This window comes from Pseudomonas sp. S3_C06, from assembly GCF_054667675.1.
The window spans coordinates 6,643,301-6,663,385 of sequence record NZ_CP162747.1 but is presented as its reverse complement, the minus strand read 5'-3'; the positions used below and the strand labels follow the sequence as shown (position 1 = coordinate 6,663,385).

Annotated in this window: 15 protein-coding genes; 12 read left to right on the top strand and 3 right to left on the bottom strand. The window is 59.4% G+C overall.

The window, feature by feature from the left end:
- Window positions 1-110: 110 nt before the first annotated feature.
- Window positions 111-551 carry a carboxymuconolactone decarboxylase family protein gene (locus AB4N44_RS29680; RefSeq protein WP_122599514.1) on the bottom strand — a complete coding sequence of 147 codons (441 nt, stop codon included), beginning with the start codon at window positions 549-551 and terminating at the stop codon, window positions 111-113.
- A 311-nt stretch (window positions 552-862) separates the two neighbouring features.
- On the opposite strand from AB4N44_RS29680, the gene pdxR reads away from it, so the two are divergent.
- The 5 genes from pdxR to AB4N44_RS29655 all read left to right on the top strand — a co-directional run bounded on the left by pdxR (window position 863) and on the right by AB4N44_RS29655 (window position 5,943).
- On the top strand, window positions 863-2,296 hold the full coding sequence (pdxR, locus tag AB4N44_RS29675) for a MocR-like pyridoxine biosynthesis transcription factor PdxR (protein WP_455805646.1): 1,434 nt from the start codon (window positions 863-865) through the stop codon (window positions 2,294-2,296).
- A 123-nt stretch (window positions 2,297-2,419) separates the two neighbouring features.
- On the top strand, window positions 2,420-2,713 hold the full coding sequence (locus tag AB4N44_RS29670; RefSeq protein WP_016984406.1) for a putative quinol monooxygenase: 294 nt from the start codon (window positions 2,420-2,422) through the stop codon (window positions 2,711-2,713).
- A 236-nt stretch (window positions 2,714-2,949) separates the two neighbouring features.
- Window positions 2,950-3,351, top strand: a complete 402-nt coding sequence (locus AB4N44_RS29665; RefSeq protein ID WP_460110837.1) for a cupin domain-containing protein — start codon at window positions 2,950-2,952, stop codon at window positions 3,349-3,351.
- Between the two features lie 214 nt (window positions 3,352-3,565).
- Window positions 3,566-4,279, top strand: a complete 714-nt coding sequence (locus tag AB4N44_RS29660; RefSeq protein ID WP_460110839.1) for an ATPase — start codon at window positions 3,566-3,568, stop codon at window positions 4,277-4,279.
- A gap of 365 nt (window positions 4,280-4,644) precedes the next feature.
- Window positions 4,645-5,943: an NHL repeat-containing protein gene (locus AB4N44_RS29655; protein ID WP_460110841.1), complete on the top strand. Its 1,299-nt coding sequence runs from the start codon at window positions 4,645-4,647 to the stop codon at window positions 5,941-5,943.
- Window positions 5,944-6,004: 61 nt separating this feature from the next.
- On the opposite strand, the gene AB4N44_RS29650 is transcribed toward AB4N44_RS29655, so the two are convergent.
- The gene (locus AB4N44_RS29650; protein ID WP_316918165.1) at window positions 6,005-10,900 is read right to left on the bottom strand and encodes an NAD-glutamate dehydrogenase; all 4,896 of its coding nucleotides are present in this window, start codon (window positions 10,898-10,900) and stop codon (window positions 6,005-6,007) included.
- A gap of 504 nt (window positions 10,901-11,404) precedes the next feature.
- Here AB4N44_RS29650 and AB4N44_RS29645 point away from each other — a divergent pair.
- The 7 genes from AB4N44_RS29645 (at window position 11,405) to AB4N44_RS29615 (ending at window position 18,876) form a co-directional block, all read left to right on the top strand.
- On the top strand, window positions 11,405-11,758 hold the full coding sequence (locus AB4N44_RS29645; RefSeq protein WP_460110843.1) for a hypothetical protein: 354 nt from the start codon (window positions 11,405-11,407) through the stop codon (window positions 11,756-11,758).
- Window positions 11,759-12,030: 272 nt separating this feature from the next.
- Window positions 12,031-12,990, top strand: a complete 960-nt coding sequence (locus AB4N44_RS29640; RefSeq protein WP_007913915.1) for an AAA family ATPase — start codon at window positions 12,031-12,033, stop codon at window positions 12,988-12,990.
- A 5-nt stretch (window positions 12,991-12,995) separates the two neighbouring features.
- Window positions 12,996-13,940: a DUF58 domain-containing protein gene (locus AB4N44_RS29635; protein WP_127926941.1), complete on the top strand. Its 945-nt coding sequence runs from the start codon at window positions 12,996-12,998 to the stop codon at window positions 13,938-13,940.
- On the top strand, window positions 13,937-14,434 hold the full coding sequence (locus AB4N44_RS29630) for a DUF4381 domain-containing protein (protein WP_150751959.1): 498 nt from the start codon (window positions 13,937-13,939) through the stop codon (window positions 14,432-14,434). Before AB4N44_RS29635 ends, AB4N44_RS29630 begins: the two co-directional genes overlap by 4 nt.
- Window positions 14,427-15,506: a vWA domain-containing protein gene (locus AB4N44_RS29625; RefSeq protein ID WP_460110845.1), complete on the top strand. Its 1,080-nt coding sequence runs from the start codon at window positions 14,427-14,429 to the stop codon at window positions 15,504-15,506. Before AB4N44_RS29630 ends, AB4N44_RS29625 begins: the two co-directional genes overlap by 8 nt.
- Window positions 15,503-17,242: a tetratricopeptide repeat protein gene (locus AB4N44_RS29620; RefSeq protein WP_460158151.1), complete on the top strand. Its 1,740-nt coding sequence runs from the start codon at window positions 15,503-15,505 to the stop codon at window positions 17,240-17,242. Before AB4N44_RS29625 ends, AB4N44_RS29620 begins: the two co-directional genes overlap by 4 nt.
- Complete coding sequence (locus AB4N44_RS29615) at window positions 17,239-18,876, top strand: BatD family protein (protein WP_460110847.1); 1,638 nt, start codon at window positions 17,239-17,241, stop codon at window positions 18,874-18,876. Before AB4N44_RS29620 ends, AB4N44_RS29615 begins: the two co-directional genes overlap by 4 nt.
- Window positions 18,877-19,675: 799 nt before the next feature.
- On the opposite strand, the gene AB4N44_RS29610 is transcribed toward AB4N44_RS29615, so the two are convergent.
- Entirely contained in the window at window positions 19,676-19,978 is a 303-nt protein-coding gene (locus tag AB4N44_RS29610; RefSeq protein ID WP_077573237.1) for a hypothetical protein, read from the bottom strand.
- Window positions 19,979-20,085: the final 107 nt, after the last annotated feature.

Genomic DNA, 20,085 nt, shown 5'->3' with positions numbered 1-20,085 from the left:
CATGCTCCGCGTGGGAATGCAGCCCGGGACGCTCCGCGTCCCATCCGGAGCCGAACGCAGAGCGTCCGTTGAGGCATTCCCACGCGGAGCGTGGGAACGATCATGGGTGTTCAGTCGCTTGGGGTTTGGCGGAAGCTGACGGCGAGGCGGTTCCAGCTGTTGATGGTGGTCACCGCCATGGTCAGGTCGACCAGTTCGCCTTCACTGAATTGCTCGCGCGCCTGCTCATAAACGTCATCAGGCACACGGCTCTCCGCCAACAACGTCACCGCCTCCGCCCAAGCCAGCGCCGCACGCTCACGCGGGTTGAAGAAGTTGCTGTCGCGCCACACCGCGATCGCATACAAACGCCGATCACTCTCCCCGGCCCGCCGCGCATCCACCGAGTGCATGTCGGTGCAGAATGCGCAGCCGTTGAGCTGCGAGGCGCGGATCCGGATCAATTGCAGCAGCGGCTGCTCGATGCTGAGGTTGGCGGTCAGCGCCTCCATGGCAATCATCGCTTTCATCGCCTTGGGCGAAGCGTTGTAGTAATCCAGGCGCGGGGACATGGCGGTTCTCGGTGGACGGAATAATGAGTTCACCGTAAACGCCGACAGCGGCGCATTACAGCCCCAATTGCACGGAAAACCGCTACACCAATCACCATGAGCCGAGCACAAATCCCTGTAGGAGTGAGCCTGCTCGCGATAGCGGTGTGTCAGGCAACATTGATGTCGGATGTGCCACCGTCATCGCGAGCAGGCTCACTCCTACAGGGGATCTAGGCCAATTTCGGGTTTTTCGGGTAGGCAACTATTGCCAGTCAAACAACAGCGGTAATCTGGCGGGCACGCCAAATAGCCCCGGGAGCCTCGTCGGTATGGAACTTCACGTCGTGATCAACGGCCGCAAGGATCTTGCCGGTCAGTTGTATCAGCAACTGCGCGGGGCCATCGAGTCCGGGCGCCTCGCCGCTGGCACGCAATTGCCACCCAGCCGTCTGCTCGCCGAGCAACTGGGCATCTCGCGCAAGACCATTTCCGACACCTACGCTCAGCTGACTTACGAGAACTTCCTCACCGGGGTCATCGGCAAAGGCACCTACGTCAACGCGCGCCCTGCACAGGTCCAGCGCAAGCAAAGCCACAGCGAACTGGCCAGTGCCGAAGTGATCGAGAGCTGGCGCAATCTGCCGGTGTTCCTGCGTCACCCGACGCTGGAAGGCTCGCTGCGCTACGACTTCATCGGCGGCGCGACCAGCAAGGGCCAGTTCCCGCAGGATGACTGGCGCCGCTGCGTCGCCCATGCGATGCGTCAGATGAGCCAGTCCAAAGGCTTCTACAGCGTCGCCGAAGGCCTGCCGGCGCTGCGCAATGCGATTGCCCGGCACATCGCGTTTTCCCGGGGGATCAACTGTCAGGACGAAGACATCGTCGTGTGCAACGGCGCGCAACAGGCGCTGGACCTGATCACCCGCGTGTTGATCCGCCCCGGCAGTCTGGTGGCGATGGAAGATCCCGGTTATCCGCCAGCACGCCTGTTGTTCGGCACCCATGGCGCCGAGGTGGTCGGGATTCCGGTGGATGCCGAGGGTATTCAGGTCGAGCACATTCCCGATGGCACGCGCCTCATTTATGTCACGCCGTCGCACCAGTTCCCGCTGGGCATGCCGATGAGTCAGGCGCGCCGTGAAGCCTTGCTGGCCCGCGCTCATGAGTTGGGCGCGATCATCATCGAGGACGACTATGACAGCGAGTTTCGCTACGAAGGCCGGCCGACCGATTCGCTGTTCAATCTCGACCAGCGCGGCATCGTCGCTTACGTCGGCACCTTCTCGAAAACCCTGCTGCCGGAGTTGCGACTGGGCTATGCGATCCTGCCGCCGGCGATCCTCGAAGCGGTGACTCGTGCCAAACAACTCACCGATCTGCACGCCTCGACCCTGCCGCAATGGGCGCTGGCCAAGTTCATCGCCGAGGGTTGTCTGCTCAAGCATATCCGCCGCTGTCATGCGATCTACGCCCAACGCCGCGAACGGATTCTCGCGCGTATGGCCAGCGATCTGGCGCCATGGCTGGAGGCGGTGCCGGCCAGCGCCGGGTTTCATATGGCGGTGTTCTGCAAGGTGCCGATCGACCTGCCGCTGGTGATCGAACTGGCGAAAAAGGTCGAAGTCGGTTTGTACTCGATCAATGGTTTCTACCATCAACAACCGGCAAAGAATGGCCTGTATTTCGGCTTCGGCGCGATCGAAACCCTCGACATCGATATCGCTCTGGATCGCCTGCGCGACATCCTCCAGCAAGTCGCCTGAGCGATTGGCCTAAAGATTTAACCGCCGATTGGTTATTGGTGTTCCGGGGGTGCAGGCCTATCCTGCACAGGCGTTATCCCTCAATGAGCAGGATTCGTCCGGCCTGATTCAGGAGTGTGAGCAATGTCCAACGAAGTGATCAATACGGTCCAGGTGCAGGCTGCCGCCGGCCGCTCGGATGAACTGGGCAGGCAACTGCAGAAGATCGTCGAAACCTTGCGCGAAACGCCGGGCTGCGATTCCTACCTGGTCGACCGCTGCCCCGAGGACAGCCACCGCTGGACGGTCAGTGCCCGCTGGCAGTCGGAAGCGGCGATGCAGGCGCATTTCAACCGGCCCGAGGCGCAGGGGTTTATTGACCTGATCGATAGTCGGTTGGCCAATAGCGTCGACTTCAATAGCTTCCCTATCGTCTGATCTGACGCCTTCGCGAGTAAGCTCGCTCCCACAGGTTTTTGTGTCGTACATTAATTATCGAACGACGCTGAACCCTATGGGAGCGAGCCTGCTCGCGAAGGCGTATTCAGCCGCACCGACAACCTTTCTGAAACACCGCCAATTGGTCACCCAATCTTCCCGAATATTGGCCGTTTGAATGCCCCGCCCTGCGGACTACTGTGATCAGCAACCCCAACCCTCACAGGTAACCCGCCATGAAAGCTCTGCCCTTCTTCACCGTCCTCGCCTTGAGCCTCTGCACTTCGGCCGTTTTAGCCCACGATCCCTCGGAAAAAGTCACCGTCCTCCAGGACCAGATGCTGAAAAACGCCCCCGGCAAAAAAGCCATGATGATCGAGGTCGATTACAAACCCGGTCAGTCCTCTATCGCCCATAAACACGACGGCACCGCCATGGCCTACGTGCTCGAAGGCGAAGTGATTTCCCAGGTCAAAGGCGAACAACCGATCACCTACAACAAGGGCCAGTTCTGGTACGAGCCTGCTGGTTCCGAACATTTGGTCTCGAAAAACGCCAGCCAGACCAAGCCTGCCAAGTTGCTGGTGTTCATGGTCCTGGCTCCGGATGAAGAAGTGTTGATCCCGCTGAAAAACTGATGGCTGTTTTACCAGCCATAAATAAACAGGCGCAAATCGACGATTGGCACCTTTTTATTTCGCGGCGCAATTAGCGGTTACGGGTTAAAGCCAATAAAACTATTGCTCTGCTTTTATTACAGCAAATTGTCAGCTTGGCGGGTTTAGTCTGAATCAACTGTCGTCGCCGACGGCATTGCAAACTTTCCGTCTGTTGTTTCACGGGAGAAATACCATGAAACTTGCGCTCACCAGTGTACTGGCGATATCGGTTTTAGCTCTGTCAGCCTGTTCGGTACCCACCGCGCCTCAAGCCGTTTCCTCACTGGACACCCTGCTCCCCCATCCCACCGGCCGCAGCAGCGCCACCAAGGTAAAAAGCGGTCCCGGCGTGTCGCTCGGCGTGGTCTACAGCCCAAGCACCCAGACCAACCGCGAATACTTGCGCGACTATCAGGCCAACGCCGGCACCGGTTTCGGCCAGAGCCTGCTGGTGCAGCCGATCCATGACGCCTACGTCGCCAGCTCGAAACCGGACATGACGGTGGACTGGGTCAACGCGTCCCTGCAGCGTCAGTTCGGCTCAGTGACGGTGTATCCAGACATGCAAAGCCTGCGCGCGGCCAGACCGGATGTAGTCGCAATCGTCGACACCCACAGCCAGTTGATCACCTCGCGCAGTTCCGACATCAAGGCGGATGTCAGTGCCGACTTTTATGATGCGCAGTTGAACTATATCGGCACGGCGAAAGGTTCGGATGCACGGGAATTGACGCCGGTATGGGCGGACTTCAAGGGTTCGGAAGAGATAGTGGCGGATATTAATCAGCAGCAGGATGTGCAAGTACGGGCGTTGCAGAAGTTTGACCAGTCGCTCAGCAATTTAGTCGCGATGCCTGCGAATAAAGTGTCAATGCTGAATAGTCAACACGGTCAGAAGTTGTATTGAATGTAAGGGCCCTTTCGCGAGCAGGCTCGCTCCCACATTTGAAATGCATTCCCCTGTGGGAGCGAGCCTGCTCGCGATGGCGCCGGAACTGCCAGCACAACCCCCTCAGACATAAAACAGCCCCGGCATCTCACGACACCGGAGCTTCCTCGTTCAACCACTGCCCAAGCCGAGTAAAACTCGGCATTGGCAGCAAAGGCGAGATACCGCGCCCTCGAACTTCACACATATGCCCATCTGTCTACTGTCAACCCTGACAGTAGACCGTCTCGCCAAATTGGCTTCCAATAATCTGACTGTATTGATCTCTCGATCCCAGGTCGGTTATCGGCGTATGCAGAAACCACAGGTTTGAGGAGCAGGCAATGTCTAACATTATCAATAGCGCCAACGTGGAAGCTCTCGACCCGACTTTCGGATCTGATGAATCAGGCGTGAGTTGGTTAAAATATCCGGATGGCACCAATGGATTTGTGTGGGGCATCACCGTCGCGCCGGACAACAAACTGTTGATCGCAGGCAGAGCTGGAAAACGTTTCTCAATCGTGCGCCTGAAGACTGATGGTCGACAAGATCCCGATTTCGGTGATCAAGGAAGTGTCATTGGTGAGTTCGCAGTCGGCGATCTATCAACGGGCAGGGGTGTTCGCGTACTCAAAGACAAGACAATACTGCTTGAAGGGTGGTTCGAGTACGATCCTTCGTCCCCATTGCTGCGTGGTTTGGCTCTTTTTGACGATAAAGGAATGCCCGTCAAGGCATTTGGAAACGATGGGGTACTGATCGTTGCTCCCATCTCGACACCCGCCTACCGATTGTCCAAAGAAGAGATCGCCAATAAAGACGCATCGACGTCCCGCGAAGGTGGACACTCCATTGAGTTGCCAGACGGCAAGCTGATGATTATCAGCAATCATCTATATAGCTTCAGCGACAATATCGGTTTATTAATCAGGCTGGAAAAGAACGGTTCGCTGGACATGGATTTTCATCGGAAAGGCTATGTCGCTGTCCAGTACCTTGCTAATTACACAACGGCTAACTCACTGATAATGCTCCAGGATGGATCGTTTGTCGTTGGCGGAAACACTGCCGTGGAAGGCAAAATGATGCCGATGATTGCTCGCTTCAATGCACAGGGCGAGATCATTAAAGAGTTCGGAAACAAAGGCTTCGTTGTGATTGAAACTGATCAGCATAGTGGCGGTACAAGTCAACTTATAGAATTACCTGACGGCAATATCCTGGGTATTGGTAGCACGTCGTCAGACGGGATTCAAAGTGGCCTATTGTTTTGTATCGACAACAAAGGCGCATTGGTCTCTTCCTTTAATCAAGGCGAGCCATTGATTACCGCATATCCACGGGCGCCGATGGGTATTCAATGGCATCAAGGCACCCTGCGACAGGGTAAGCACATAATGGTTATCGCCGACACCTTAGGAGAGGAAGATTCAAAAACGATCATTGCCAAGTTCGACCTGGACGGTGTTCAAGACACCAACTTTGCAGATAAAGGTTTTTTGACCATTAATCTAACTGATGTTCTCGATTTAGGCGTATCCATAGCCACCCAAAATGATCAGATTATCGGGGCTGGCACTTCCTTGCCTCATGCCGATGGCGTACGCGGTTTCGCCTTTCGTTGTTCGGAACTGGTGTAAATAAGAACAATGAAAAAGCCCCGCCTCTTCCGAGAGCGGGGCTTTCTCATTCAACCACTACTTACGCCAATTCAAGCTCGGCATTCGCAGCAGCCGCAGGCACGACCGCTTGCCCACTCAACGCCAGGTCCAGCAGTTCACGGTTGGCCACGGCATACATGGCGTAGTCCGTGCCGCTTGCCGCGCGGATTTCCACCAGCATGGCGCGCCAGCGCGAGATCATGCTTTCGTGCTGTTCCATCCACAGCGCCAGACGTGCTTCCACATCCAGTGTGCCGTCGCCCTGTTGCAGGACGGAGATGGTGATCGCCCGTTGCTGCCAGTCGACGTCATCACGGAACGCTTCACGGGCCAGAGCCTGCCAGTTGTTTTCAACCGGCAGAGCGCTGATCTGTTGCAGGTACCAGGTGATGTCCAGCGCACTGCCCACGGCGAAGTAAGCCTTGGCCACTTCGGCAGGGTTCTGGCCAGTCACGTCGGACGCTTCGATGATCGGCAGCAGCGTGTACAGGTGCGAGGTACCCGCAACCATACGCGCCAGCAGTTCCGGCACACCGGCTTCGACGTACGCCTGATAACGCGCCTGCCAGTTTTCACGGATTTCGCCGCTCAGCAGTTCGTCGAGTTTCAGGCCCAGCTCTTTCAGGTGCGGACCGAAATGCGCGACGTCACGGGCAGCGTTCTGCTCGTTGCGACGGGCACGCAGGAACCAGCGCGTAGCGCGACGGCCCAGACGCATCAGTTCGTCCATCAGCTCCAGCTGCACATCAGCGCTGACTTGGTAGTCCAGCGCTTCGATCTGACGGAACCAGTGCGGGAGGTGGAAGATGTCGCGCACGATCACGTAAGCGCCGGCCACGTTCGCCGGGCTCATGCCGGTCGACTCTTTGAGTCGTTGAACGAAGGTGATGCCCATGTGGTTGACCAGATCGTTGGCGATCTGGGTGCTGACGATCTCGCGCTTCAGGCGGTGACGACGCATGGCTTCGGAGAACTTGCTGACCAGGGTCGGCGGGAACGCCGTTTCCATGTCCCGGGTCAGGTAATCGTCGTCCGGTACCAGCGAGCCCAGCAGCTGCTCTTTCAGGTCGATTTTGCTGTAAGAGATCAGCACCGACAGCTCTGGACGGGTCAGACCGTGGCCTTCAGCAATACGCTCGGCCAGTTGCTCTTCGGTCGGCAGGAACTCGATGGCACGGTCCAGCTTGCCACGGCCTTCCAGATCGCCCATCAGACGCTTGTACTCAGCAATGCGTTCGTAGGCACGACGTGCCGCCAGGGACAGGGCCTGAGTCTGCTTGTAGTTGTTGCCCAGCACCAGATTGCCGACTTCGTCGGTCATGCTCGCCAGCAACTGGTTGCGTTGCTTGTCGGTCATGTCACCGGCCTGAACCACTTCGTTCAGCAGGATCTTGATGTTCACTTCGTGGTCGGAGCAGTCCACACCACCGGCGTTGTCGATGAAGTCGGTGTTGGAGCCGCCGCCATTCAGACCGAATTCCACGCGACCCAGTTGGGTCATGCCGAGGTTACCGCCCTCGCCCACGACTTTGCAGCGCAGCTCGTTGCCGTTCACGCGCAGTGCGTCGTTGGCCTTGTCGCCGACATCGGCGTGGCTCTCGGTGCTGGCCTTGACGTAAGTACCGATACCACCGTTCCACAGCAGATCCACCGGCGCCTTGAGCAAGGCGTTCAGCAGTTCGGTCGGGGTCAGCTTGTCAGCCTTGATGTCGAAGCGTTCCTGCATCTGCGGGGAGATTGCGATGCTCTTCGCGCTGCGCGAGAAGATACCGCCACCTTCGGACATGATGCTGGTGTCGTAGTCGGTCCAGGCCGAACGCGGCAGGTCGAACATGCGCTGACGCTCGACGAAGCTGGTCGCCGGGTTCGGGTTCGGGTCGATGAAGATGTGCATGTGGTTGAAGGCAGCGACCAGTTGCAGCTTGTCGGACATCAACAGGCCGTTACCGAACACGTCACCGGCCATATCGCCGACGCCGACCACAGTGATGCTGTCTTCCTGAACATTGATGCCGCGCTCGCGGAAGTGACGCTGTACGCCAACCCACGCGCCTTTGGCGGTAATGCCCATTTTCTTGTGGTCGTAACCGGCCGAACCACCGGACGCAAACGCGTCACCCAGCCAGAAGCCGTAGTCGATAGCGATGCCGTTGGCGATGTCGGAGAAGGTTGCAGTGCCCTTGTCCGCCGCCACTACCAGGTACGGGTCGTCATCGTCGTGGCGAACCACGTTCAATGGCGGTACCAGCGCGCCGTCTTTCAGGTTGTCGGTGATGTCCAACAGACCGGAAATGAAGATGCGGTAGCAGGCGATGCCCTCGGCCGCGATCTCGTCACGGCTGCCGCCCAGAGGCAGGCGACGCGGCAGGAAGCCGCCCTTCGCACCCACTGGCACGATGACCGAGTTCTTCACTTGCTGGGCTTTTACCAGGCCGAGGACTTCGGTACGGAAGTCTTCTTCACGGTCGGACCAGCGCAGACCACCACGCGCGACGTTACCGAAGCGCAGGTGCACGCCTTCAACGCGTGGCGAGTAAACGAAGATTTCGAACTTCGGCACTGGCTTCGGCAGTTCAGGGATCGCGTGCGGGTTGAACTTGAAGCTGAAGTACGACTTGTTCTGGCCGTTGGCATCAGTCTGATAGAAGTTGGTCCGCAGGGTGGCTTTGATCAGGTCGAGGTAACGACGCAGGATGCGGTCTTCGTTGAGCACCTGGACGTCGTCCAGTGCGGTCAGAATCGCTTGTTCCAGACGCAGTTGCTTGTCTTCCAGATCGTCGTCGCTGAGTTTGCGCGCCAGATAGAAGCGGGTCTTGAACAACCGGGTCAGCTCGCGAGCGATGTCGGTGTGGTTGTTCAGGGTGCTGGCGATGTAACCCAGATCGAAGCCCAGACGAATCTGCTTCAGGTAACGCGCGTAAGCACGCAGCAGCGCAACGTCTCGCCATGGCAGGCCGGCGGTCAGTACCAGACGGTTGAACGCATCGTTTTCGGCGTCGCCGCGAACGATGTGGACGAAGGCGTCCTGCAGGGTGTCGTTGAGTTGCTGGATGTCGAGGTCCAGGCCTTCAGCGGCAGTGAACGCGAAGTCGTGAATCCAGAACTCGCGGCCATTGGTGTGACGCAGACGGTACGGGAATTCACCCAGCACGCGCAGACCGAGGTTTTCCAGAATCGGCAAGACGTCGGACAGCGCCAGCGGGGTGTCGGCGTGGTACAGCTTGCAATGCAGCTCGCGCTGGCCGGAGACCTGACCGAGCGGCTGATAGAAGCTCATCACCAGCGGATTTTTTTCGTTGAGGCTCAGCAGGTGCTGCATGTCGACCACGGCCGAATGCGCTGCGAAACGCTCGCGGTAGCCGGCCGGGAAGCCTTTCGGGAAGTCGGCCAGCACGTTGGTGCCGTGGGCTTCGCCGAAGCTTTCGACGGTCAGTGCGGCGTAGTCGTCCTGCCAGCTGCGGCAGGCTTGCACGACTTCTTTTTCCAGCAGCACCGGGTCGATGTCGAGACGATTTTTCGGATCGACACGCAGGATCAACTGCACGCGCGCCAGTACCGACTCGGAGAAGAACGTCCAGAATTCGCAGTCGGAAGCCTTCAGGCGCTCCATCAGCACTTGCTGGATCTTCTGGCGAACTTCGGTGGAGTAGATGTCGCGCGGCACGTACGCCAGGCAGTAGCAGAAACGACCGTACGGGTCTTTGCGCAGGAACACGCGGATCTTGTTGCGTTCCTGGATCTGCACGATCGACATGACGGTGGTGAACAGTTCGTCGACCGGGGTCTGGAACAGGTCATCACGCGGCAGCACTTCGAGGACCTGCGCCAGTTCCTTGCCCAGATGAGCCTTGGACTGGAAGCCGGAGCGCGTTTCGATTTCTTCGACCTTGCGGCGGATGAACGGGATGACCCGCACGCTCTCGCCATACACCGAGGAGGTGTACAGGCCCATGAAGCGGTGTTCCTTGATGACTTTGCCGTCAGCGTCGATTTCACGGATCGACACGTAGTCCGGGTACGCCGGACGGTGAACGCGGCTTGGATGCGCAGCCTTGGCAAACGACAGCAGGGTCGGTTCGCGCAGGTAGGCAACGGCGTAGTCTTCGATGCGCAGGTCTTCGTAGGTCAGGCCGGTGCGCAGCAGTTTGGTCAGGCCGAGGAAGGAGTTCTGGTCGTACTCGATGTGGCCGCCATCGGCCTGATCGGTGACCACGAACTCTTCGTAGCCGAGGAAGGTGAAGTGGTTGCCCACCAGCCATTCCAGGAAGCTCTTGATTTCGTTCTTTTCGTCGGTATCGACGGCGAAGGCGCTGTTGTCGAGTTTGGTGAGGATTTCCTGCACCTTGGCTTTCATCGGCTCGAAATCGGCGACCGCAACGCGGACTTCACCGAGAACCTGTTCCAGCTCTTTGCTCAGCACATTCAGTTCGGCCGCGTTGGCGCAGCGGTCGATTTCCAGGTACATCAGCGATTCGTGCAGAACACCTTCGCCGGTGCTGCCCTTCGGCAGGATTTCCAGCAACTCGCCCTTGCTGCCACGACGCACGCTGAGCACGGTGGTTTGCAGGGTGTGGATGCTGTAGCCGCGACGGTTCAGCTCGGTGCGAACCGAGTCGACCAGAAATGGCAGGTCATGGTGCAGGACTTCGACCGCGGTGTGGGTCGACTGCCAGCCATGACGCTCGTAATCAGGGTTGTAGACGCGCACTTGCGGTTGCGCGTGATCGAAGCGCTCAAGCAGGCGCCACGCAGAAAGAGTACAGCCAGCGAGGTCGGAGAGGCGACGTTGAGTCAGCTCGTCCAGGGAAATGATGCCGAAGAATTGTTCAGCGAACAGCGCCACTTGTGGCAGTGCCTGTTCACTGATGTGCTGCGCCAGTGCCGCTTGCAGTTGGTGCTGGAAGTCGGCTTTGCTGGCTGCGGTGAAGAACGCCATCTGTGGTACTCCGCTTAAGCTTGTTATTGATGGAAAGCGTCGCGTGCAACACCCCTTTCGGGGCTTGTGTCGCCCTGTTCCTGATTCTCGGGCAGAGGAAACAGGGGGACAGGTGGGTGAAGCTGGACGGGACACTCAGGTCACATTCACCTTCCATAGAATGAGCATCTGCAAAAGCGACTGCCAGCGGTGCCGACAATGCCTTTACGGGTGCTCATCCGTTGCGCAGCTTAAAGGGTGCGACAATGTGTCTGCTTGCGGTGCTGCGACATATTCGGTCATTGGCACGTAAACCGAGGGTTTGGCATCGGTAAACACTAGCACTCGTGGCGCAACACGCTGGTCTGAATGCCCGTTTTTACGGTACATGCGTGCCAGAAATGACCATTGACCCACGTCGCGTTCACGACACATCCTCTGACACTCTCACATGCAGAAATTCCCGAGGACTGGCAGAATCGCGCCCATTAGCGACCAACACGTCCCTCGAGGCAGGAATTGACCATGCAAATGAACACCGCCCTACTCATCGTCAACCCGTGCGATGACGAAGAAGACAACATGGCCATGCTCTGCTGCCACAGCGACAAGGGCGACATGTTCCTGATGAGCCGCTATCCGGACGAGGATGAGCTGGAGATTACGCTGGATGGCGAGCCTTCGACTCTAGATGGCGTGAAAGTCACGCTGACTTCGAATCTGCTGAAGATCGAGATCGCGGCGGCGGATGCCGATGCGTTGAACGGGGATGATGTGCTGGAGATCAGTTTTAACCCGGATATGGTGGATATGGATGAGGTAGTCGAGACTTTGAAGAATATCCTTGATGGGACTGGCACCTTCATTAACGAAGTTTGATGGTGTCTGGGCTGGCCCCTTCGCGAGCAGGCTCGCTCCCACATTGACGGATTTACGCCGCTCAAAATGTGGGAGCGAGCCTGCTCGCGAAGAGGCCCGAAAGAACACTACCCCTCCCCGGCACTACAAAAATCCAACAAATCCCCCAGTCATTTCCCGCACTTTGCGCAAAATGCCGTTAGTCGCCACCCCCCGCGATGGATTAAAGTAACGCCCCCAGCCCCGGCGTTATCCGAACGCCGGTGGCCACCCCTTTCCAGGAACAGTCATCGATGGAACATCGTGAAGCGCTACTGGCGCTGCGAACCTTTCTTTCAACGCAGATTCTCGGCCAGGAAAAACTCATCGAGCGTTTGCTCATCGCCCTGCTCGCCGACGGCCACATGCTGGTCGAGGGCGCTCCGGGTCTGGCCAAGACCAAAGCGATCAAAGAACTCGCCGAGGGCATCGAAGCCCAGTTCCATCGCATCCAGTTCACCCCGGACTTGCTGCCGGCCGACATCACCGGCACCGAGATCTATCGCCCGGAAACCGGCAGTTTCGTGTTCCAGCAAGGGCCGATCTTCCACAACCTGGTGCTGGCGGACGAAATCAACCGCGCCCCGGCCAAGGTGCAATCGGCGCTGCTCGAAGCCATGGCCGAGCGTCAGGTCAGTGTCGGCCGCAGCACCTATGAGTTGTCGCCGCTGTTTCTGGTGATGGCCACGCAGAACCCGATCGAGCAGGAAGGCACTTACCCGCTGCCGGAAGCGCAGCTCGACCGTTTCCTGATGCACGTGAAAATCGGTTTCCCGGACGCTGCCGTCGAACGCCGCATTCTGCAGCAGGCCCGTGGCGAAGCGTTGAACGGTGAGACCAAGCCCGAGCGCCGTGTGAGCCAGCAGGCGATTTTCGCCGCGCGCAAGGAAATCCTCGGTCTGTACATGGCCGACGCCGTGGAGGAATACCTCGTGCAACTGGTCATGGCCACGCGCAACCCGGCCAAGTTCGACCCGGAAATGGCCGAGTGGATCGCCTACGGCGCCAGTCCGCGTGGTTCGATCGCCCTCGACCGCTGCGCCCGCGCCCACGCCTGGCTGGCCGGACGCGACTTCGTCAGCCCGGAAGACATTCAGGCGGTGCTGTTCGATGTGTTGCGTCACCGCATCATTCTGTCGTTTGAAGCCGAGGCCGCCGGCATCGATCAGGATCGGGTGGTGCAGCGGATTCTCGACGTCGTAGCCGTCGCTTGACCCCCATGAACGCCCCCCTGCCGTCCGAACCGGGCATCCGCGTCAGCCTCGCCGAGCTGATCGAGATGCGCCACCGCGTGCGCGAAGTGCAGCTGTTTTCCACGCCGAGCCAGCGCAGCCCGCTGATTGGCCTGCATCACTCGAAATTCCGTGGTCGTGGCGTCGACTTCGATCAGGTGCGGGTCTATCAGGCCGGCGACGATGTGCGCACCATCGACTGGCGCGTGACGGCGCGCACTCAGGAGCCGCACACCAAGCTGTTCCATGAAGAACGCGAACGGCCGATTTTCATCATGGTCGAGCAAAGCACGCGGCTGTTTTTCGGTTCCGGGCTGATGTTCAAATCGGTGCTCGCGGCACAAGTCGCGGCGTTGATCGGTTGGGCCGCGCTCGGCCATAACGACCGCGTCGGCGGGCTGGTCTTCGGCGACAACGAGCACTACGAAATCAAGCCACGGCGCAGCAAACAAAGCCTGCTGCAATTGCTCAACCGTCTGGTCAAGGTCAATCAGTCGCTGCACAGCGAGCGTGAGCCGGATCGCGATGCGTTTGGCGTGGCCCTGCGCCGTGCCCGCGAAGTGTTGCGCCCGGGCAGTCTGGTGATTGTCATCTGCGACGAGCGTGCGTTGTCCGACAGCGCCGAACAGCAGCTGAGTCTGTTGTCGCGGCATTGCGATCTGTTGATGCTGCCGTTGTCCGATCCGCTCGATCACGCCCTGCCCGCCGCCGGGCTTTTGCGGTTCGCGCAACGCGGTGCACAACTGGAGCTCGACACGTTGAACTTCGACCTGCGCCAGACCTATCGCGCCCAGGCCGAAGCGCGCATCGCGCGCTGGGAATTGCTCGCGCAGAAGCTGCGGGTATTGCTGATGCCGCTAAGCACGCAAAGCGAAATGGTCGAGCAGATGCGCGAATTCCTCAATCCGCAGCGTCCGGGGAAAGGTCGATGAACGGCCTCGAACAACTGCAACCGCTGATCTCGCCGCCACCGATTGCCTTCTGGCCGCCGGCGCCGGGCTGGTGGCTGCTGCTTCTATTGCTGCCACTGCTCGGATTCGCTGTGTGGCGTCTGCGCCGTTTCATCCCGATAAAAAAACGCCCGCTCGTGCGTGCCGAACAGCCACTCGATCCTGTGCGCATTGCCGCCCTCGCCGAACTCGCCCAGATGCCCAAACCTTACGACGGCGCCCCGGCCGGTGCCTGGCTGCAGCAACTCAACGGCCTGCTCAAACGCCTGTGCCGCAACCACTACCCCTACAGCCAGAGCCATACTCTCAACGGGCGTAAATGGCTGGCGTTCCTCGATAACCGTTGCCCGGCCGCCGGCCTGACGCGCTGGATGGTGTTGGTCGAAGGCGCGTACAAACCAGAATGCAAACTCGACGACAAAGCCATCGCCGGCCTGACCCAAGCGGTCGACACGTGGATTCGCAAACATGTTTGAGTTCGCCTGGCCGTGGATTTTTGTGCTAGTGCCGCTGCCGTGGCTGATGCGCCTCGTGCTGCCGGTGGCCGACAGTGGCGAGCCAGCCCTGAAAGTGAGCTTCCTCGCCGACCTGGAAGGCCTCGCCCGCCGCCGCGCTCGCGCCAATCTGCCAGCGTGGCGTCAACAGGCGCCATTCATGTTGCTGTGGCTGTTGCTGCTGACCGCCGCCGCGCGCCCGCAATGGCTCGGCGAACCACTGCCGATTGCTGCCAGCGGACGGGATTTGCTGGTCGCGGTGGATGTGTCCGGCTCGATGGATTTCCCGGATATGCAGTGGCAGGACGAAGAAGTCAGTCGTCTCACCTTGGTTCAGCATCTGCTGGGCGACTTCCTTGAAAGTCGCGATGGCGACCGTGTCGGCCTGATCCTGTTCGGCAGTCAGGCCTATCTGCAAGCGCCGCTGACCTTTGATCGCCACACCGTGCGCGTCTGGCTCGACGAAGCGCGGATCGGCATTGCCGGTAAGAACACCGCCATCGGCGATGCCATCGGTCTGGCACTGAAACGCCTGCGCCTGCGTCCGGCGCAAAGTCGCGTGCTGATTCTGGTCACTGACGGCGCCAACAACGGTGGCGAAATCGATCCACTGACGGCGGCAAAACTGGCTGCCAGAGAAGGTGTGAAGATTTATCCGATCGGCATTGGCGCCAATCCTGAGGACAGCGGTTCGACCGGCCTGCTCGGGGTCAATCCGAGCCTGGACCTCGACGAGCCGGCGCTCAAAGCCATCGCCGAAGTCACCGGCGGCCAGTATTTCCGCGCCCACGACGGCAAAGAGTTGCAAGCGATCAAAGACACCCTCGACCAGCTCGAACCCGTGACCCAGCAACCAACCCAGGCGCGCCCGGCGCAAGCCTTGTATCACTGGCCATTGGCGCTGGCGCTATGGTTGAGCCTGTTGCAGGTCACCCGTGAATTGTGGCCGGACAACCCATTGCAACGCCTGTTTACCAAAAAGCTGTATCTGCAAAGTCCGCTGCCCGACTGGCGCGAGCGCCTCAAGCGCCTGCGTCTGCGGAGGCGCCGATGATCGCGCTCTGGCCGCACTGGTTCCGTCCGTGGTGGTTGCTGTTGCTACCGCTGCTGGGCTGGCTGATCTGGCAACTCTGGCACCGGCAGAAACGTGCAGGGCGCTGGCAGATGATCTTGCCACCGGCGTTTCATGCAACCCTGCTCAGCGGCGGGAACGGTCGCGACAGCAAATTACCGTGGATTGCCCTCGGCGTGGCGTGGTTGCTGACCATTCTGGCGCTGCCCGGGCCAAGCTGGGAGCGCGTCGAACAGACCAGCCAGAAACCGGCCGATCCCTTGGTGGTGGTGCTGGAGCTGACCCCGGAAATGCTCGCCACCGACTCACCACCGACGCGACTGGAACAGGCGCGGCGCAAGCTGTTCGATCTGCTGCAGGCACGCAGCGATGCGCAGACCGCCATTGTCGTCTATGCCGGCAGCGCGCACACGCTGGTGCCGCTGTCGGATGACCTCGCGACCAGCCGCAATTTGCTCGATGCCCTGAAGCCTTCGTTGATGCCGGAAAGCGGTCATCGCGCCGATCTGGCCGTGAGCAAAGCGCTGGCCCTGCTGAAACAGGGCGCGCTCGGTCAGGGGCGAATTCTGCTGATTGGTTCGTCATTGAACGAAGAAGAACGCCAAGGCATTCGCCGCGCACTCAGCGGACAGTCGGCACAATTGTTGATGCTCGGCGTCGGCACTGCCGAAGGTGCGCCAATCGCTCAAGAGGACGGCAGTTTCCTCAAGGACGAACAAGGCGCGATCCGCGTGCCGCAGCTCGACAGCCCGGCCTTGAGTGCGTTCCTCAACAGTGTCGGCGGCGAATACCGCCCTGTCCGCCTCGACGAAGCGGATCTTGGCGCGCTCGGCCTGCTCAACGGACCACGCAGCCTGCGCGACGATGGCCAGACCGTACGCCTCGATACCTGGGCCGATCAGGGTTACTGGCTGCTGTTGCCGCTGTTGCTGCTCGCCGCTTGCGCCGGGCGGCGTGGCTGGTTGTTCTGCTTGCCGCTGCTGTTTTGCTTGCCGCAGCCGAGCTACGCTTTTGACTTTGAGGATTTGTGGCTGCGTCCCGACCAACAGGGCCTGCACCTGCTCAAACAGAAGCGCCCGGCCGAAGCCGCGCAGCATTTTGACGATCACCAATGGCAAGGGGTGGCGTTGTACGAGGCCGGCGACTACAGTGGCGCCGCTCAGCGTTTCGCCGAAGGCAGCGATGCCCGCGCCCACTACAATCGTGGCAACGCGCTGGCGAAAAGCGGTGAGCTGGAAGCGGCGATCGACGCCTATGAGCAGGCACTGGAACAGCAACCGGATTTACGTCCGGCGCAGACCAACAAGGCGCTGGTGGAAAATCTGCTCAAGCAGAAAAACGCCCCCCCGCCCGCCGAGCCGGACACCCAGCCCAGCGAGCAGCAAAGTCTGCCGGGCGACGAACCAGCGCCCGCGACCACGCCGCCACCGGCGGTAAAAAGTGAAACCCAGAGCGAAGCGCAACCGAGCGAATCGGCCAGCGAACCGCCACCGACTACACCGCCGCAGCCAGGCCCCAACGAAGTGCCGGGCAGCGACGAGGAAGAACAAACGGACACCGTGCCGACGCTGCGCCCGAGTGAAGACAACCTCGAAGGCGAGCAACGCCAGGCACTGGAACAATGGCTGGGCAAGATCCCGGATGATCCGGGCGAACTGCTGCGACGCAAATTCTGGTACGAACAGCAACAACATCAGGATCAGGAAAACACTCGATGACCCGCTTCACCGCTCTCTTGCTGCCCCTGCTGCTCTGCACGGCCACCGCCCAGGCGGCCGAGCTGACGGCCAGCGTGGATCGCAGTCGCCTGAACTCCGGCGAGACGGTCGAACTCACCCTCGAAACCAGCGACGTCACCCAGTTCGGCAAACCCGACCTGACCGCGCTCGAAGCGTTGTTCGAAGTGCGCGGCACGCGCCAGGTCAACCAGCTCAACACCCTCAACGGTGACAACCGCGCGACCACGCGCTGGATCATCACCCTGCTGCCGAAAGAGAACGGCAGCGTGGTGATCCCGCCGCTGCAACTGGGCGACGCGCAGAGCCAGCCGATCACCGTACAAGTGGTCGAAAGCGACACCCGCGAGAACAAGAACAGCCTTGATCCGGTGTTCATCGAGGCTAGCCTCGATCAGTCCAGCGTCTATGTGCAGGCGCAGGCGATCCTGACGTTGCGCATCTACCATTCGGTGTCGCTGTACGACGACAGCAGCCTGACGCCGCTGCAAATCGCCGATGCACGCATCGAGCAACTGGGCGACACGCGCACCTACGAAAAAGACCTCAATGGTGTGCGCCATGGCGTGATCGAAATGCGCTACGCGATCTACCCGCAGCACAGCGGTTTGCTGACCATTACTCCGCAGACTTTTAGCGCGACACTGGTCGACACTCAGCCGTCTCAGGACGCCAATGCGCAGGGACCGAAACCGGGCAAACTGATGCGCGTCAGTTCTTCTGAAATCCCCCTGACCGTCAAACCCAAACCCCTGACCTATCCGGTCGACGCGCCATGGCTGCCCGCGCGCAGCCTGAGCCTCAGTGAAAGCTGGAACCCGGAACCGGAACACACTCAGGTCGGCGATTCCCTGACCCGCAGCCTGACGTTGAAAGTCGAAGGCCTGGCCGCCTCGCAACTGCCAGCGCTGCCCGCCACCGACGTCAACGGCCTGCGCCGCTACCCCGACCAACCGGTACTCAGCAACCAGAGCAGCGACCGTGGCCTGATCGGCAGCCGCGAAGAACGCGAAGCCTTGGTGCCAAGCCGCAGCGGCGCCATCGATTTGCCGACGGTGGACGTGGTCTGGTGGAACACCTTCGAAGATCATCTGGAACACAGCAGCCTGCCCGCGCGCACCCTGCAAGTGGCCAACAACCCGAGCCTGCAAGTCGACACCCCGGCCGGCAATCTGCAAGTGAGCGCCGTCGATAACGATGTGTTGTGGTGGTGGAAACTCAGCACGCTGATCCTCGCCTGCACCACCCTCCTCGGCTTCGGCCTGTGGTGGCGCGCACGCTGGCAACCGGCCGTGCACCGCGCCGCCCAAACCGGCCCGAGCCCACGCACGTTGATGGATGACATCAAACGGGCGAGCCAGGCGAATGATCCGCAGGCGACGCGGCAGGCCTTGGATGCCTGGGCGCGGCAGCAGCCGGAGACGCTGGCGGACATGGCGGCGCGGTTTGTGCCGTTGTCGGATGCGCTGGATGGGTTGAATGGTGCGCTGTACAGCGAGACGGGGCAGCACTGGCAGGGTGAGGATTTGTGGCGGGCGATCCGCACGATTCCGGCGGCGGAACGGGTTCAGGATCCGGTGGGTGACAGCGGGTTGCCGCCGCTTTATCCGAAGTAAAAGAAAAAAATCGCAGCCTTCGGCAACTCCTACAGAGGGTATGTGTAGGCGCTGCCAAAGGCTGCGATCTTTCGATTTTGCTTTAGGGATAAAAGGCTGAAGACAATCGGAATCAATAGTCGAATTTCGTTTTCAGCAGAACCGGCAGAACCGGGGACAGACCACGTCAATTTAAACGGGGCCTGTCCCTTTTATCCCACTAACGCCAGGAAGCTAGCGTGGGAATTTACACCAACTCCCAGAGCAGGCTATACCGCACTGTCATCTCTGGCAGGCTTGTCCCTAACAACACGTTGACCTTTTCACTCCTCGCCCGAAATTAATTAAACTCATATTCTTTCAGCAATAATCTCTAGCTCTTCCCACATTCCGGTAAGGCCAATACTATTCATGTAAGTAGCGTAATCCAGAAAAGGCACAACCCCAATTTCTTCGATCTTGAACCACGTTGCATCACACTCCGGACAAGTAAAAATAACAGCTTCGGTTACTTTGATTTTCGCCTTGACAATATAGTCCTGCTGACATCTTGGGCAAAGCATATAAACCTTTTCATGGAACTGGAGGGTAAAACGGGGACAGACTACGTTTTCGGAGCACTTTCTAAACGTGGTCTGTCCCCCATTTACCAACTTGCAACAAGCTGACGCTCGCCTGCCGAAGGGCACTAAGAAACTCCCCCTTCGGACTGGATAGACAGGCATCACTCTGGGTCTGTCTTGCTGCGCTGGTCAGATAAACGACAGGTGGCCAGAGCCACCCGTTCGTTACCCGGAACGCGGAAATGCGGCGTCCCCGATCAATACTTGAATTTCGTTTTCACTTGTTCGCCTTCGCGATAAGAGAGAACAAACGCCTTCCAGGGTTCACCGCGTTTGACTGCGTTTGCCTGCAATTGATCGACCAGACGAAGAATTATCGCCCCGTTTATATCGGTTTCGGCGTTCCAGTCCTCAATCCCGTCTTTCTCGACGGCCAATTCCGTTTCTATATAGCCCTCACCCAGCTCAACACCGTATCGGAACGCGTCATAGCCATGGACGATGCCTGCTTCGACCAATTGGAAAATCTCTTCGAAAATTTTTATATCTTCAGTGATCACTAAATAACCTCCGGAATTTGGTGGGGTTCGTTTCTGAAAAGCAGAACTGGGAAGCAGAACCGGGCAGAACCGGGGACAGACCACGTTTATTTAAACGTGGTCTGTCC